The following is a 14,443-nucleotide window of genomic DNA, read 5'->3' on the forward strand; positions in this document are numbered from 1 at the left end:
GTTATGTCTTCTTGGAAGGGTTGGCATCTACCGTGGTGATGCCCTTGAGCCGGATCGCGTAGCCCGTCTTGTAGCGCAGGTCCGCATACTGCAGGTCGGCAAAGCTGCGGCCATACTGGGCCGCTACCTGATCGATCGTCTGGATGAATTGCTGGATGCGTGCTGCCAGCTCCTGTTCGGTGCCGCCGCCCAGATTGAGCGTGGTGCTGCGATTCAGCACCAGCGTCCAGTTGCCACGCGGCTCCAGCGTCAGCGCCGTGATGTGGGATTGCACCGGGGCAAACAGCGGCTCCAGGCGGCCATACATCAGCAGCACCTGCGGCGACAGTTCATCCGGTCCGTTCAGCTCGGGCATCTCCTGGCCCGATGCCTCTTCCGGGCTGGCATCAAAGACCTCGCCATAGCGATCGATCAGGCGATAGCCCTGTTCCTGGCTGCCCCAGAGGGCCACTTCCTGGTGTTCTTCCACATGCACGCTCAGGCGACTCGGGAATTCGCGGCGCACCACGGCGCGGCGTACCCAGGGCTGTTCCTCGAACAGGCTGCGCACCTGATCCAGATTGACCGAGAAGAAATTGCCCTGCAGCTGCGGCACCACCTGGTTGCGCAGCACATAGACCGAGCTGTGCGCCGTCTGGCCGGTCACGCGGATACCGGACAGCGCAAACATCGGCAGCCGGGCAAACCACCACAGCAGGGCCGCCACGGCGGCGAGCAACACCAGGCCGAACAGCAGCGAGGCGGCTGCGTTCATCAGCTTGATGTTGGTCGTCGGGATGGCGGGTGCTTGCTGGGCGTTCATGCGCAATCGTCCTTTCAGGCGCTGGCCGCAGGCTGGTTGTCGAGGCTGGCCGAGGCCAGCAGCAACAGGCAGAGCTGCGGGTAGTCGATACCGGACACGCGTGCCGACATCGGCACCAGCGAGTGGTCTGTCATGCCGGGCGAAGTATTGATTTCGAGCAGGAAAGGCTGCTGGTCTTCGGCGCGCAGCATCACGTCGATGCGGCCCCAGCCACGGCAACCCAGCGCCAGATAGGCCTCCAGCGCCTCTTTCTGGATCAGGGCCTCGAGATCGGCCGGCAGCCCGCTCGGACACTGGTACTGCACCTGGTCGGTAAAGTACTTCTGTTCGTAGTTGTAGTCGCCACCCGGTGCCACGATGCGCACCAGCGGCAGCGCGCGGGCCTGGTCGCCGGTACCCAGAATCGGGCAGGTCAGCTCCTCGCCCACGATCAGGTTCTCGCACAGCACGGCGTTGTCGATGGCGGCCACCTGGCGGATCGCTTCCAGCGTCTCGGCCAGATCATGCACCTTGTAGACACCGATCGAAGAGCCCTCATGCGGTGCCTTGACGATCATCGGCAGGCCCAGTTCGGCCACGGCCTGCTCGGCCAGCGCCTGCTGCGCCTGCGGATCACGCAATGCGCGTGCCGGACGCTGCAGGTAGCGCGGCGTCGGCAGATTCTCATGCAGCCAGATGCGCTTGGTCATGACCTTGTCCATGCCCACGCTGGAGGCCATCACGCCGGAACCGGTGTAGGGAATGCCGAGCAGCTCAAGCGCGCCCTGCACCGTGCCGTCTTCGCCGTAGCGGCCATGCAGCGCCACAAAGCAGCGGTCAAAGCCTTCGTGCCTGAGCTCGGCCAGCTCGCGTTCGGCCGGATCAAAGGAATGCGCATCCACGCCCTGGCTGCGCAATGCCTGCAGCACGCCGTTGCCGGAACGCAGCGAAATCTCGCGCTCGGCCGAACGGCCGCCCATCAGCACGGCCACCTTGCCCAGCGCTTTCACATCGGTAGGAATCACGAAGCTCATGCCTGCTCCTTCTCCCTGGACAGCGCCACCACCCTGGCCGGTACGGCGCCGATGGAGCCGGCACCCATGCACAGCACGACATCGCCGTCGCGCGCGGTGCGCAGAATGGTATCGGGCATGTCCTGGATGTTTTCGACAAACAGCGGTTCCACCTGGCCGGCCACGCGCAGCGCACGCATCAGGGCACGGCCATCAGCCGCCACGATCGGCTCTTCGCCGGCGGCATAGACCTCGGACAGCAGCACCAGATCGGCACGACCCAGCACCTTGACGAAATCCTCGAAGCAATCGCGCGTGCGGCTGAAACGGTGCGGCTGGAACGCCAGAATCAGGCGCTTGTCCGGGAAGGCACCACGCGCTGCGGCCAGCGTGGCGGCCATTTCCACCGGATGGTGGCCGTAATCGTCAATCAGCGTGAAGCTGCCGCCGCCCTGTGCCGGTACTTCGCCATAGCGCTGGAAGCGGCGACCGACGCCCTTGAACTCTTCAAGGGCTTTCAGCAGTGCAGCATCGGGAATATTCAGGGCCATGGCCACGCCCACGGCCGACAGCGCGTTCTGCACGTTGTGCTCGCCGGGCAGGTTCAGGCAGATCTCCAGATCCGGGCCATAGGGCTCGCCATTGTCATCACGACGCTGCACGGCAAAGCGCATCTGGCCGTTGTCGGCACGCACATTGACCGCACGCACCTGGGCTTCCTCGGTCATGCCGTAGGTGGTGACCGGGCAGCCGACCTGATCCAGGATCTCGCGTGCCGCCGGACTGTCGATACAGAGCATGGCGCGGCCATAGAAAGGCATGCGATGCAGGAAGTCGACAAAGGCCCGCTTCAGGTTGTTGAAGTCGTGGCCGTAGGTTTCCATGTGGTCGGCGTCGATGTTGGTGACGACCGCCATGATGGGCGACAGGTTCAGGAAGGAGGCATCGGATTCATCGGCCTCGGCCACGATGTACTCGCCGCTGCCCAGGCGCGCGTTGGCACCGGCGCTGTTCAGGCGGCCACCGATGACAAACGTCGGGTCCAGACCGGCCTCGTGCAGCACGCTGGCCACCAGGCTGGTGGTGGTGGTCTTGCCGTGCGTGCCGGCAATCGCGATGCCCTTGCGCAGGCGCATCAGCTCGGCCAGCATCATGGCGCGCGGTACCACCGGAATGCGTTTTTCGCGCGCAGCAATGACTTCCGGGTTGTCGGCCTTGACGGCGGTGGAGGTCACCACCACGTCCACTCCCTGGATGTGCTCGGCGGCGTGGCCGACAAAGACGCGGATGCCCAGCTCCGCCAGACGGCGCGTGGTCGCGTTATCGGCCAGGTCGGAACCGGACACGCGGTAGCCCAGGTTGGACAGGACTTCCGCGATACCGCTCATGCCGGAGCCACCGACTCCGACGAAATGGATGCTGTCTACAGCGTGCTTCATGCAGCGAACTCCTCACAGGCGGCCACGATTGCGCCCGTGGCCATGCGTTTTTCCATCTTCTTGGCGTGCTGCGCCTTGTCCAGCAAGTCCTCGCGCGTCAGGCCGCGCAGGAAGTCGGCCAGCTTTTCCGGCGTCAGCCCGGATTGCTGCATCAGCCAGCCACCGCCCTGGTCCACCAGGAAACGGGCATTGGTGGTCTGGTGGTCATCCACCGCAAACGGGAACGGCACGAACAGGGCCGGCGCGCCCACGGCAGCCAGCTCGGTCACGGTGCTGGCTCCGGAGCGGCAGACAATGATGTCGGCTTCGCCAAAGGCCTGGGCCGTGTCGTCGATGAACGGCAGCAGGGCGGCATCGACCTCGGCGTCGGCATAGGCCTGCTGCAGGGCCTGCAGCTGCTTCTCGCCGCTCTGGTGCGCCACCAGCGGGCGCTCGGCGGGATCGATCAGGGCCAGTGCCTGTGGCACCGTGTCATTCAGCGCCTTGGCCCCCAGGCTGCCCCCCACGACCAGTAGCTTCAGCGGGCCGCTGCGTCCGGCAAAGCGCTGTGCCGGTTCGGCCTGCGCCAGGAAAGGCTCGCGCAGCGGATTGCCCACCCACTGCACCTTGCCGTTGCGCGCATCGGGCTTGCCGGCGGTCGGCAGGAACACGTCCGGGAAGGCCGTGAACACACGACGCGCAAAGCGCGACAGCAGCTTGTTGGCCATGCCCGGCACCGAATTCTGTTCGTGCAGGATCAGCGGCTTGCCATGCAGGGCCGCGGCGATGCCGGCGGGTGCCGTGATGTAGCCGCCCATGCCGATCACGACATCGGGCTGGACCCGATCCATCACCGTGCGGCTGGCGCGGATGGCGCGGGCCAGGCTGAACGGCAGGCGCAGCAGCGTGCCCAGACCCTTGCCGCGCACACCGCCAAACTCCACCGGCTCGAAGGCAAAGCCGCGTGCCGGTACCTTGTCGCTTTCCATGCTCTCGGGCTTGCCCAGCCAGTGCACATTCCAGCCACGTGCGCGCAGCGCCTCTGCCACGGCCAGGCCCGGGAAAATGTGTCCGCCGGTGCCGCCGGCCATCACCAGCGCGGTCTTGCGTCCCTGCTCTTTCACAGGCTGCCCCCTTTCATCAGCGTACGGTTTTCATAGTCGATGCGCAGCACTACCGCCAACGCCACCAGATTCATCAGGATGGCCGAGCCGCCATAGCTCATCAGCGGCAGCGTCAGGCCCTTGGTCGGCAGCGCCCCCAGGTTCACGCCGATATTGATCAGCGCCTGGAAGCCCATCCAGATCGCCACGCCCTGCGCCAGCAGGCCGGCAAACACGCGATCCATCACGATCGCCTGGCGGCCGATGCGGATGATGCGGCGGGTCAGCCAGAAGAACATCGCGATCAGGATCACCAGACCGACAAAGCCGAATTCCTCGCCGATCACGGCCAGCAGGAAGTCGGTATGGGCTTCGGGCAGCCAGTGCAGCTTTTCGACACTGCCACCCAGACCGACGCCGCTGAATTCGCCGCGACCGATGGCAATCAGCGCGTGCGACAGCTGGTAGCCCTTGCCCAGCGCGTGCTCCTCGCTGAACGGATCGAGATAGGCAAACACACGCTCGCGCCGCCAGGGCGACGAAGCGATGATCAGGCCAAACATGCCGACCAGAATGCCGGCAATCAGGAAGAACATCTTGGCGTTGACGCCACCCAGAAACAACACGCCCATGGCAATCACGGCGATCACCATGAAGGCCCCCATGTCGGGCTCCAGCATCAGCAGCACGCCCACGCCGCCAGCCGCAATCGCCATCGGCGTCACCGCGAGCACGAAGCGCTTGATTTCGCCCATATTGCGCTCACGCTCCTGGATATCCATCTTGCGACGGATGTAGTCGGCGGCGTAAACAGCCATCGCCAGCTTGGCCAGTTCGGACGGCTGGAAGTTCATCACGCCCAGCGAAATCCAGCGGCGCGCGCCATTCACGCCCTTGCCGATGCCGGGAATCAGCACCGCAATCAGCAGCGCAATCGCGCCCAGGAACAGCCAGGGCGCCCATTTCTCCCAGGTGCTGATCGGCACCTGGAACGCCAGGATGGCCATGGCAGTGCCGATCACGATCGAGATGCTGTGGCGCAACACGAAGTGGAACTCGGCATAGTTGGCAAAGCGCGGGTTGTCGGACATGGCGATCGAGGCCGAATAGACCATCACCAGGCCCCACAACACCAATCCCGCCACCACCCAGATCAGGGCCTGGTCGACAATCTGCAGGTTGAACGGCTGTTGCGACACGCGCGCACGCGTCCCGGGCATGCGCACCGGCACGCTGTCCTCGTCCTGGCGCTTCCAGGGCAGACGGTCCTTCCAGCCCTTGCGGCTGTCCTGTCCGGGCAGTACGGCACTCATGCGCGACCCTCCAGTGACATGCCGCGCGCCTCGGCCAGCTGTTCCACGCTGGCGCAGAACACCTGGGCGCGGTGCGCGTAATCCCTGAACATGTCCATGCTGGCGCAGGCCGGCGACAGCAGCACGGCATCGCCCTGCTGCGCCTGGCTGGCAGCCAGCTCGACCGCCTGTTCCAGCGTGGCCACCTGTGTCAGCGGCACGCCGGTATCCTGCAGCGCCGCGGCGATCTGGCCGGCATCCTTGCCGATCAGCAGCACGCTGCGTGCGTAACGCCGGACCGGCTCGGCCAGCGGGGTGAAGTCCTGACCCTTGCCATCGCCCCCCAGAATCACCACCAGACGGCGATCCGGGCCCAGGCCATTCAGGGCCGCCAGCGTGGCACCGACATTGGTACCCTTGCTGTCATCAAAATACTCGATGCCATCGATCATGCCGACCGGCTCGACGCGATGCGGCTCGCCACGGTACTCACGCAGGCCGAACAGCATCGGAGCCAGCGCGGCACCGGTTTGCACCGCCAGTGCCAGTGCGGCCAGCGCATTGCTGGCGTTGTGGCGGCCGCGGATGCGCAGGGCATCGGCCGGCATCAGGCGCTGGATATGCAGCGGCTCCGGCTCGGCGGAACGGCGGCGGTTGCCAGCGGCTTCTTCCGATTCGGCTGCGCGCACCAGCCACAGCATGCCGTTCACGTCTTCCAGGCCAAAATCGCCCGGACGCTGCGGCAGGTCCATGCCGAAGCTGCTCCAGCCACGGACCACGGCTGCCGGCTGCCCCCTGACAGGCTTGACCGGTTCCGGCACCAGCTGCGGCAGCAACGCCATCACCAGCGCATCATCGCGGTTCAGCACCGCCGTGCCCTGCTGCCCAAACACATGGGCCTTGGCCTGTACATAGGCCTCCATGCTGCCATGCCAGTCCAGATGGTCCTGCGACACGTTGAGGATGGTGGCAGCGGTCGGCTCGAAGCGGGTGCAATCGTTCAGCTGGAAGCTGGACAGCTCCAGCACCCAGGCCTCGGGCAGCTCGCCGCTGTCGATGAAACCAGCCAGGGTATCGAGCAGGGCCGGGCCGATATTGCCGGCCATGGCCACGCGCAGGCCGGCACGCTCCAGCAACTGCGTGGTGAGCGAGGTCACCGTGGTCTTGCCGTTGGTGCCGGTAATGCCCAGCACCTGCGGGGCATAGTCCTGTTCCTGCTGCAGCTGGCGCAGCGCCTGGGCGAACAGGTCCAGCTCGCCACCCACCCACAGGCCGATGGCACGCGCCGGCTCCGCTACCGCGGCCACTGCCTGCGGCGACAGGCCGGGACTGATGAAGACAGCGCGGATCTGGCCGTTCTCCAGCAGCGCTTCGGTCAGCGGGCCGCTGACGAACTGCGCTTGCGGCACCTCCTGGCGCAGGCGCTCCAGGTTCGGCGGGGCTTCGCGGCTGTCGGCGACGACCACGACAGCCCCCTGGCGCGCACACCAGCGCGCCATGGACAGACCGGAAATGCCCAGTCCCAGAACCAGAACGCGTTGACCATGAAGGGGGGAGCTCGTCGTCATGGCTTACCTCAGCTTCAGCGTCGTCAGGCCGACCAGGATCAGCAGCATGGTGATGATCCAGAAACGCACCACGACCTGGGTTTCACGCCAGCCGTTCTTCTCGAAGTGGTGGTGCAGCGGCGCCATCTTGAACAGGCGCTTGCCGGTACCGGTGCGCTTCTTGGTGTACTTGAAGTAGGTCACCTGCAGCATCACCGACAGGGCTTCGACCACAAAGATGCCGCCCATGATGGCCAGCACGATTTCCTGGCGCACGATCACGGCAATGGTGCCCAGGGCACCGCCCAGCGCCAGCGCACCCACGTCTCCCATGAACACCTGCGCCGGATGCGCATTGAACCAGAGGAAGGCCAATCCGGCACCTGCCATGGCGGCACAGAACACCAGCAGCTCGCCGGCCCCCGGGATATGCGGCAGGTAGAGGTAATTGGCGTACACGCTGCTGCCGGTGACATAGGCGAACACGCCCAGTGCCGAGCCGACCATCACCACCGGCATGATCGCCAGGCCATCCAGGCCATCGGTCAGGTTGACGGCATTGCTGCTGCCAACGATCACGATGAAGGTCAGCACCAGAAAGCCGACCACGCCCAGCGGGTAGCTGATTTCCTTGAAGAAGGGCACCAGCAGGCTGGCGGCCGGCGGCAGGCTGATGGAAAAGCCGGAGCTGACCCAGTCATAGACCAGCATCAGTACGCGGTAGTTGCTGGTCTCGGAAATGCTGAACATCAGGTAGAACGCCGCCAGCACGCCGATGATGGTCTGCCACAGGAATTTCTCGCGCGAGGGCATGCCCTCCGGATCCTTGCGCACCACCTTGCGCCAGTCATCGGCCCAGCCGATGGCACCAAAGCCGATCATCACCACCAGCACGATCCAGATGAAGCGGTTGGACAGGTTCATCCACAGCAGTGTGGACAGGGTGATGGCCAGCAGCACCAGCACGCCCCCCATGGTCGGCGTGCCGCTCTTGCTCAGATGCGTTTCCATGGCGTAGCCGCGCACCGGCTGGCCGATTTTCAGCTCGCGCAGCTTGCGGATCACCCACGGACCAGCCAGCAGGCCGATGATCAGCGCCGTCATGGCACCCATCACGGCACGGAAGGTGAGGTACTGGAACACCCGCAGGAATCCGTACTGCGGGTACAGTTCCAGAAGCCATTGGGTCAGTGCTGGCAGCATGTCGTGTCCTTTTCTTGTTGTTGTTCCTGCATCAGCAGCTCGATCACGCGTTCCATCTGCATGAAGCGCGATCCCTTGACCAGCACGCTGCCGGCCTGTGCCAGCACCGGCGGCAGTGCCTGCAGCAGCGCCGGCATGTCCTGCGCGCTGTCGCCACAGTGCCGCGCCGCGCCATGCTGGCCAGCAGCGTGGCGGGCCAGCGCACCCAGCGTGAACAGCTGTTCGATGCCCTGCTGCTGTGCAAACTGGCCGATTTCGATATGGAAGGCCTCGCCCTGGTCGCCGACTTCGCCCATGTCGCCCAGCACCAGCACGCGCGGGGCGGGCAGTTCGCGCAGCACTTCGATGGCGGCGCGCACCGAATCGGGATTGGCGTTGTAGCTGTCATCCACCACGGTCAGCGGGCGACCCTGCCACTGCAGCTGCAGCGCGCGCGAACGGCCCTTGACCGGCTCGAAGGCGCTCAGACCTTCGGCAATCTGTGCCAGCGCCACACCGGCGGCCTGGGCACAGGCCACGGCGGCCAGCGCGTTGCGGATGTTGTGACGGCCCGCCACCTGCAGGCGGAAGGCCAGCGCGCCCTGCGGCGTGGCAGCTTCGACCTGCCAGTGATCGCCCTGCCAGGAGACTGCCGTGGCAAACACCTGGGCGCCCCAGGCGGCATCTTCACCAAAGCACAGGCTGGGGCGCTCGCCGGCCAGCTCGCGCCAGATCGGGGTGAATTCTTCATCGGCGGGATAGACGGCAATGCCATCGGTCGGCAGGGCGCTGATGACGCACCCGTTCTCGCGTGCCACCGCCTCGACCGTGCCCATGAACTCCTGGTGCTCGCGCTGGGCGTTGTTGACCAGCGCTACCGTGGGGGCGGCCATGGCGGCCAGACCGGCAATTTCCCCGGGGTGGTTCATGCCCAGTTCCACCACGGCCAGACGGTGCGTGTCACGCAGGCGCAGCAGCGTCATCGGTACGCCGATATCGTTGTTCAGATTGCCCCGGGTGGAAAACGCGGCCTCGCCGGCAGCGGCAGCCAGGATGCTGGCCAGCATCTGCGTCACGGTGGTCTTGCCGTTGCTGCCCGTCACGGCGATCAGCGGCAAGCGGAACTGGCTGCGCCAGGCGGCGGCCAGCCGGCCCAGCGCCAGACGCGTATCATCCACTTCCAGGCCGTTCCAGCCCAGGCCGTCGAGCCGGCCGGCATGGCAGAGCGCGGCGGCAGCGCCGGCATCACGGGCCTGTGCCAGAAAATCGTTGGCATCAAAGCGATCCCCCTGCAGCGCCACGAACAGGTCGCCGGGCTGCAGCGTGCGGGTATCGGTATGCACGCGCAGCAGCGGCGTGTTGCCATCGCCCTGCAGACGCGACTGCGGCAGCCAGCCGGCTGCCTGTTGCAAGGTCATCATGGGAGTCGTGCTCATGCCTGCTCCCCTTCTGTCACGCCTGCCTGCAGGCGTTGCTGTTGTGCCATCTGCACCTGTTCCTGATCCTTGAAGGGCGAACGCACGCCCTGTATGTCCTGATAGTCCTCGTGGCCCTTGCCGGCAACCAGCACCACGTCCTGCGCGGCCGCCAGCTGCAGCGCCTGCGCAATCGCGCGGGCACGATCCGGCTCCACCCGAGCCTGTGCCGGCTGCTGCAGGCCGGCCACGACCTGTTCGATGATGCGCAGCGGATCTTCGCTGCGCGGGTTGTCACTGGTGACCAGCAGCTGGTCGCAGGCGGCCTCCGCGGCACGGCCCATCAGCGGGCGCTTGACCGGATCGCGGTCACCCCCACAGCCGAACACGCACCAGAGGCGGCCACCGCGCTGTTGCACCAGCGGCTGCAGTGCCTGCAATGCCTTTTCCAGCGCATCGGGAGTATGGGCGTAGTCCACCACGGCCAGCGGCTGGCCTTCGGCAACCAGGCATTCCATGCGGCCCGGCACCGGCAACAGGCCGCCGCAAGCGGCCACGGCGGCTTCCAGGCTGATGCCCAGCGCGCGCATGGCGGCGATCACGCCCAGCATGTTGGAGACGTTGTATTGCCCGATCAGCGCCGTGCGCAGCTCCAGCGCCGGCGCACCGGCTTCATGCAGCCGGAACACCAGGCCATCGTCGGCGTAGCGGATGTCCGAAGCCTGCAGACGCGCCGCACGGCCGTCTTCACAGGACACCGTCCACAGGTCCAGGCCGCGGTCGGCCAGCTCCTGTGCCAGCGTGACGCCAAACGGATCATCCACATTGATCACGGCAGCACGCAGGCCGGGCCAGTCGAACAGGGCGCGCTTGGCCTGCCAGTAGGCCTCCATGGTGCCGTGGTAGTCCAGGTGGTCCTGGGTAAAGTTGGTGAACAGCGCCACGGCGATGCGCACGCCATCCAGGCGGTGCTCGGCCACGCCAATGGAGGACGCCTCCATGGCGCAGTAGCGCACGCCCTGCTGCACGCTGTGCTGCAGCAGTCCCTGCAGCAGCACCGGATCCGGCGTGGTCATGCCGGTGTATTCCAGTTCGGCGCGATTCTGCACAAAGCGGCCCACGCCCAGCGTACCCACCAGTGCGCAACCGTCCGCGCCAGCCGGCACGCGCGCCAGCGCCTGCGCCAGCCACCAGGAGGTGCTGGTCTTGCCATTGGTGCCAGTCGCTGCCACGATGTCCAGCTGGCTGGACGGTTCGCCATAAAACAGATCGGCCATCTGGCCGGTCAGGCGGCGCAGGCCCGGCACACAGGCCACGCGGCCCTGCACCAGCGCCTGGTGCTGCGGCTGCATGAAATCGAAGACCTCGACACCCTCGGCCTCGACCAGACAGGCGGACGCGCCTTGCTGCAACGCCCCCAGCACATGGGCACGCGCATCGTGCGCCGCACCCGGCCAGGCGACAAAGCCATGGCCGGCCTGCACCTTGCGGCTGTCTGTGCACAAGATAGCCGTGTGCTGGCGCAGCCAGGCGGCGGCATCTGCAGCAGAGCTCAGGATCGGCAGGGAGAGGTTCCGGCTCATGGGGTCACCTCCTTGGCAGCCTCGTCATCGGCGGCCACCACTTGCGGCTGCACCGTCATGTCGGGCTGTACGCCCAGAATGCGCAGCGTCTGCTGCACCACGTCGCTGAAGACCGGAGCCGCCACGATACCGCCATAGATGCTGGAACGCGGCTCGTCGATCATCACGCCGACCACGATGCGCGGCGACTCGATCGGCGACACGCCCACAAAGGAGGCACGGTACTTGCGGTCAGCGTAACCACGGCCTTCCTGCTTGCGCGCCGTACCGGTCTTGCCGCCCACCGAGTAGCCCACGGTCTGCGAGCGCGTGGCGGTACCGCCAGGCAGGCTCACCATCTGCAGCATGTGCATGACTTCCCTGGCTACCTTGCTGCTGTAGATGCGCTTGCCTTCTTCAGGGTTGGAGGGCTGGAACCGGCCGCTTTCGTCGATGGCGCCCTTGCGCACCAGACTGACCGGCATCAGCACGCCGTCACGCGCAAACACCGAGTAGACGCGCGCCAGCTGGAACAGGCTGCCCGACAGGCCGTAGCCATAGCTCATGGTGGCCTTTTCGACCGGACGCCAGGACTTGTAGTTGCGCACGCGGCCGGCCGCAATGCCGGGGAAAGGCAGATCCGGCTTCTGGCCCAGGCCGAGCGCGGTGTAGTTCTTCCACATTTCCTCGGAACTCATGCGATCGGCGATCTTGACCATGCCCACGTTGCTGGACTTCTGGATCACGCCCTGCACCGTCAGGGTGCCGTAGCTGTGGGTATCGCTGATAGTGTGGCCACCCATGCTCATGCGGCCGTTGCCCACATGGATCTGGGTTTGCGGCGTGACGCGACCCAGCTCCAGCGCCTGCGCCACCATGGCCGGCTTGATGGTGGAGCCCGGCTCGTAGATATCGGTCAGGGCGCGATTGCGCAATTGCTCGCCCGTCAGGTTGCGGCGGTTATTGGGGTCATAGCTGGGATAGTTGGCCAGCGCCAGCACTTCGCCGGTCTGCACGTCCAGTACCACCACGCTGCCGCCCTTGGCATTGCTCTCGGTCACGGCATCGCGCAGCTTCTGCCAGGCAAAGTACTGCACCTTGCTGTCGATGGTGAGGTGGATGTCCTGGCCGTCCATCGGCGGCACTTCCTCGCCCACACCCTCGATCACACGGCCCAGGCGATCCTTGAGCACACGGCGCGAACCGGCCTCGCCGGCCAGCTGGGCGTTGAAGGTGCGCTCCATGCCTTCCTGGCCCTTGTCCTCGACATCGGTAAAGCCGACGATGTGCGCCACCGCCTCGCCCTCGGGGTACTGGCGGCGGTATTCCTTGCGCTGGTAAACCCCCTCGATACCCAGATCCATGATCTTCTTCGCCACGTCTTCATCGATCTGGCGGCGCAGGTAGACAAAGGTACGGTTCTTGCCGTTGAGGCGCTTTTCCACATCGGCCAGCGGCATGTCGAGCAGCTTGGCCATCTGCTGCAGCTTGCTGCGGTCGGCCTTCTGGTCCATGTCTTCAGGGATCGCCCAGATGCTCTGGGCCGGCACGCTGGAGGCCAGGATCAGGCCATTGCGATCCAGGATGCGGCCGCGGTTGGCCGGCATTTCCAGCGTACGGGCAAAGCGCACCTGGCCCTGGCGCTGGAAGAAATCGTTGCCGATGATCTGCACATAGGCGGCACGGCCCACCATCACGCCAAAGGCCAGCATCAGCAGGGCCACCACCAGGCGGCTGCGCCAGGCCGGCGTATGGCTGGTGAGCAGCGGGTTGGCCCCCATGGCGCGCTCGCGAACGGCCTTGACACTGGTGGCACCACGCAGGCTTTTTTCCAGGGCGCGATCCATGCGGTCATCACGGCTGCCGAAAATGCGTTTCATCGGCTGCCTCCCGGTGCGCTGGCCTTCAGATCGGCAACCGGCGTACTCAGGCTGACCACGCCATTGCGGATGGTCACGTATTGCGTCACGGCCGGGCTCGATTCACGCATGCCGAGTTCGCCACGCGCGATACCCTGCACGCGCAGCGCGGCAGTCTGGGCGCGTTTCTGCACCTCGAGCGTGTCACGCTCGGTCTCCAGCTTGCGGGCGGCGGCGCGCGCCTTGTCCATGTCGGTATAGACCGTGCGCGATTCGTATTGCAGGTGCACCAGGTAGAAGGCGCTGACCAGCACGGCCGCCAGCAGGGCGAGATGGGTACGGATCATGCCGAGGCCTCCGTACGGGTCGCACAGCGCAGGATGGCACTGCGCGAACGCGGGTTGCCCTCCACCTCCTGTGCCGTGGGGCGCAGGCGCTGCACATCGGTTAGCGGCATCACCTTGGGCGCGGTAGCGAAAGCCGCCGGCAGGCGACGGTCAAACACCTCGCGCGAATGCTGCGCCATGAACTGCTTGACGATGCGGTCTTCCAGCGAATGGAAGCTGATTACCACCAGCCGGCCCCCCGGACGCAGGATGCGCATGGCGGCATTCAGCGCCAACTGCAGGTCTTCGAGCTCAGCATTGATGAAAATCCGGAAAGCCTGAAACGTGCGAGTGGCCGGGTCCTGACCACGCTCGCGGGTCTTGACCGTGCCAGCCACGAGCTGGGCAAGCTCTGCGGTGGTCGTGAGCGGCCCGTGCTCCTGTCGGCGAGCTGCAATCGCCTTTGCAATCTGTGCAGCAAACCGTTCTTCGCCGTAATCACGTATCACCTCCGTCATCTGGTCGATTTCGGCTTCTGCCAGCCAGTCGGCCACGCTTTCGCCACGGGTAGGGTCCATCCGCATGTCGAGCGGACCGTCATTGCGGAACGAGAAACCGCGTTCCGGGTTGTCGATTTGCGGAGAACTCACCCCCAGATCCAGCAGCACGCCGTCGACGCTGTGCGCGGGCAGCTCCGCCATGGCGGTAAAGCTGTCATGGCGGATCTCGAATCGGCTGTCCTCGATCAGACGCGCTTCGGCGATGGCATCGGGATCCTTGTCGAAGGCGATCAGGCGACCGCTCTCATCGAGCGACTGCAGGATGGCGCGGCTGTGCCCACCGCGGCCAAACGTGCCATCGACATAGTGACCGGAAGGATGGACGACCAGCAATTCGGCGGCCTCCCCCAGCATGACTGTGGTGTGTTTCCAATCTGCCTGCACA

General features: G+C 65.8%; 12 protein-coding genes. All 12 read right to left on the reverse strand.

What is annotated here, in order from left to right; translation table 11 throughout:
- Position 1 precedes the first annotated feature (1 nt).
- The gene (locus C513_RS0103960; protein ID WP_018714736.1) at positions 2-802 is read right to left on the reverse strand and encodes a cell division protein FtsQ/DivIB; all 801 of its coding nucleotides are present in this window, start codon (positions 800-802) and stop codon (positions 2-4) included.
- A 14-nt stretch (positions 803-816) separates the two neighbouring features.
- Positions 817-1,815 (reverse strand): D-alanine--D-alanine ligase, encoded by a 999-nt coding sequence (locus C513_RS0103965; protein ID WP_018714737.1) that lies wholly within the window; start codon positions 1,813-1,815, stop codon positions 817-819.
- The gene (gene murC / locus C513_RS0103970) at positions 1,812-3,233 is read right to left on the reverse strand and encodes a UDP-N-acetylmuramate--L-alanine ligase (protein ID WP_018714738.1); all 1,422 of its coding nucleotides are present in this window, start codon (positions 3,231-3,233) and stop codon (positions 1,812-1,814) included. The genes C513_RS0103965 and murC overlap by 4 nt, the downstream gene beginning before the upstream one ends.
- Positions 3,230-4,303 (reverse strand): undecaprenyldiphospho-muramoylpentapeptide beta-N-acetylglucosaminyltransferase, encoded by a 1,074-nt coding sequence (gene murG / locus C513_RS0103975; protein ID WP_051084384.1) that lies wholly within the window; start codon positions 4,301-4,303, stop codon positions 3,230-3,232. Before murG ends, murC begins: the two co-directional genes overlap by 4 nt.
- A gap of 29 nt (positions 4,304-4,332) precedes the next feature.
- On the reverse strand, positions 4,333-5,628 hold the full coding sequence (ftsW, locus tag C513_RS0103980) for a putative lipid II flippase FtsW (RefSeq protein ID WP_018714740.1): 1,296 nt from the start codon (positions 5,626-5,628) through the stop codon (positions 4,333-4,335).
- Positions 5,625-7,175 carry a UDP-N-acetylmuramoyl-L-alanine--D-glutamate ligase gene (gene murD / locus C513_RS12650; RefSeq protein WP_033394813.1) on the reverse strand — a complete coding sequence of 517 codons (1,551 nt, stop codon included), beginning with the start codon at positions 7,173-7,175 and terminating at the stop codon, positions 5,625-5,627. Before murD ends, ftsW begins: the two co-directional genes overlap by 4 nt.
- Before the next feature lie 3 nt (positions 7,176-7,178).
- On the reverse strand, positions 7,179-8,357 hold the full coding sequence (gene mraY, locus C513_RS0103990) for a phospho-N-acetylmuramoyl-pentapeptide-transferase (RefSeq protein ID WP_018714742.1): 1,179 nt from the start codon (positions 8,355-8,357) through the stop codon (positions 7,179-7,181).
- Positions 8,342-9,757, reverse strand: coding sequence for a UDP-N-acetylmuramoyl-tripeptide--D-alanyl-D-alanine ligase (locus C513_RS0103995; protein ID WP_018714743.1), 1,416 nt, complete (start codon positions 9,755-9,757; stop codon positions 8,342-8,344). The genes mraY and C513_RS0103995 overlap by 16 nt, the downstream gene beginning before the upstream one ends.
- Before the next feature lie 11 nt (positions 9,758-9,768).
- Complete coding sequence (locus tag C513_RS0104000) at positions 9,769-11,334, reverse strand: UDP-N-acetylmuramoyl-L-alanyl-D-glutamate--2,6-diaminopimelate ligase (RefSeq protein ID WP_018714744.1); 1,566 nt, start codon at positions 11,332-11,334, stop codon at positions 9,769-9,771.
- On the reverse strand, positions 11,331-13,094 hold the full coding sequence (locus C513_RS0104005; protein WP_026320518.1) for a peptidoglycan D,D-transpeptidase FtsI family protein: 1,764 nt from the start codon (positions 13,092-13,094) through the stop codon (positions 11,331-11,333). The genes C513_RS0104000 and C513_RS0104005 overlap by 4 nt, the downstream gene beginning before the upstream one ends.
- Positions 13,095-13,189: 95 nt before the next feature.
- Positions 13,190-13,519 carry a cell division protein FtsL gene (ftsL, locus tag C513_RS0104010; RefSeq protein WP_018714746.1) on the reverse strand — a complete coding sequence of 110 codons (330 nt, stop codon included), beginning with the start codon at positions 13,517-13,519 and terminating at the stop codon, positions 13,190-13,192.
- Positions 13,516-14,442, reverse strand: coding sequence for a 16S rRNA (cytosine(1402)-N(4))-methyltransferase RsmH (rsmH, locus tag C513_RS0104015; RefSeq protein WP_026320519.1), 927 nt, complete (start codon positions 14,440-14,442; stop codon positions 13,516-13,518). Before rsmH ends, ftsL begins: the two co-directional genes overlap by 4 nt.
- Position 14,443: the final 1 nt, after the last annotated feature.

This window comes from Allobrachymonas chironomi DSM 19884, assembly GCF_000374625.1.
Taxonomy (GTDB): domain Bacteria; phylum Pseudomonadota; class Gammaproteobacteria; order Burkholderiales; family Burkholderiaceae_C; genus Brachymonas; species Brachymonas chironomi.

What these genes read in the sequence shown, in the direction of transcription:
- mraY (WP_018714742.1), bottom strand. Translation starts at nt 8,357, where the DNA reads ATGCTGCCAGCACTGACCCAATGGCTTCTGGAACTGTACCCGCAGTAC.
- C513_RS0104000 (WP_018714744.1), bottom strand. Translation starts at nt 11,334, where the DNA reads ATGAGCCGGAACCTCTCCCTGCCGATCCTGAGCTCTGCTGCAGATGCC.
- murG (WP_051084384.1), bottom strand. Translation starts at nt 4,303, where the DNA reads ATGGCCGGCGGCACCGGCGGACACATTTTCCCGGGCCTGGCCGTGGCA.
- murD (WP_033394813.1), bottom strand. Translation starts at nt 7,175, where the DNA reads ATGACGACGAGCTCCCCCCTTCATGGTCAACGCGTTCTGGTTCTGGGA.
- C513_RS0103995 (WP_018714743.1), bottom strand. Translation starts at nt 9,757, where the DNA reads ATGATGACCTTGCAACAGGCAGCCGGCTGGCTGCCGCAGTCGCGTCTG.
- C513_RS0103965 (WP_018714737.1), bottom strand. Translation starts at nt 1,815, where the DNA reads ATGAGCTTCGTGATTCCTACCGATGTGAAAGCGCTGGGCAAGGTGGCC.
- ftsL (WP_018714746.1), bottom strand. Translation starts at nt 13,519, where the DNA reads ATGATCCGTACCCATCTCGCCCTGCTGGCGGCCGTGCTGGTCAGCGCC.
- C513_RS0103960 (WP_018714736.1), bottom strand. Translation starts at nt 802, where the DNA reads ATGAACGCCCAGCAAGCACCCGCCATCCCGACGACCAACATCAAGCTG.
- ftsW (WP_018714740.1), bottom strand. Translation starts at nt 5,628, where the DNA reads ATGAGTGCCGTACTGCCCGGACAGGACAGCCGCAAGGGCTGGAAGGAC.
- C513_RS0104005 (WP_026320518.1), bottom strand. Translation starts at nt 13,094, where the DNA reads ATGGGGGCCAACCCGCTGCTCACCAGCCATACGCCGGCCTGGCGCAGC.
- murC (WP_018714738.1), bottom strand. Translation starts at nt 3,233, where the DNA reads ATGAAGCACGCTGTAGACAGCATCCATTTCGTCGGAGTCGGTGGCTCC.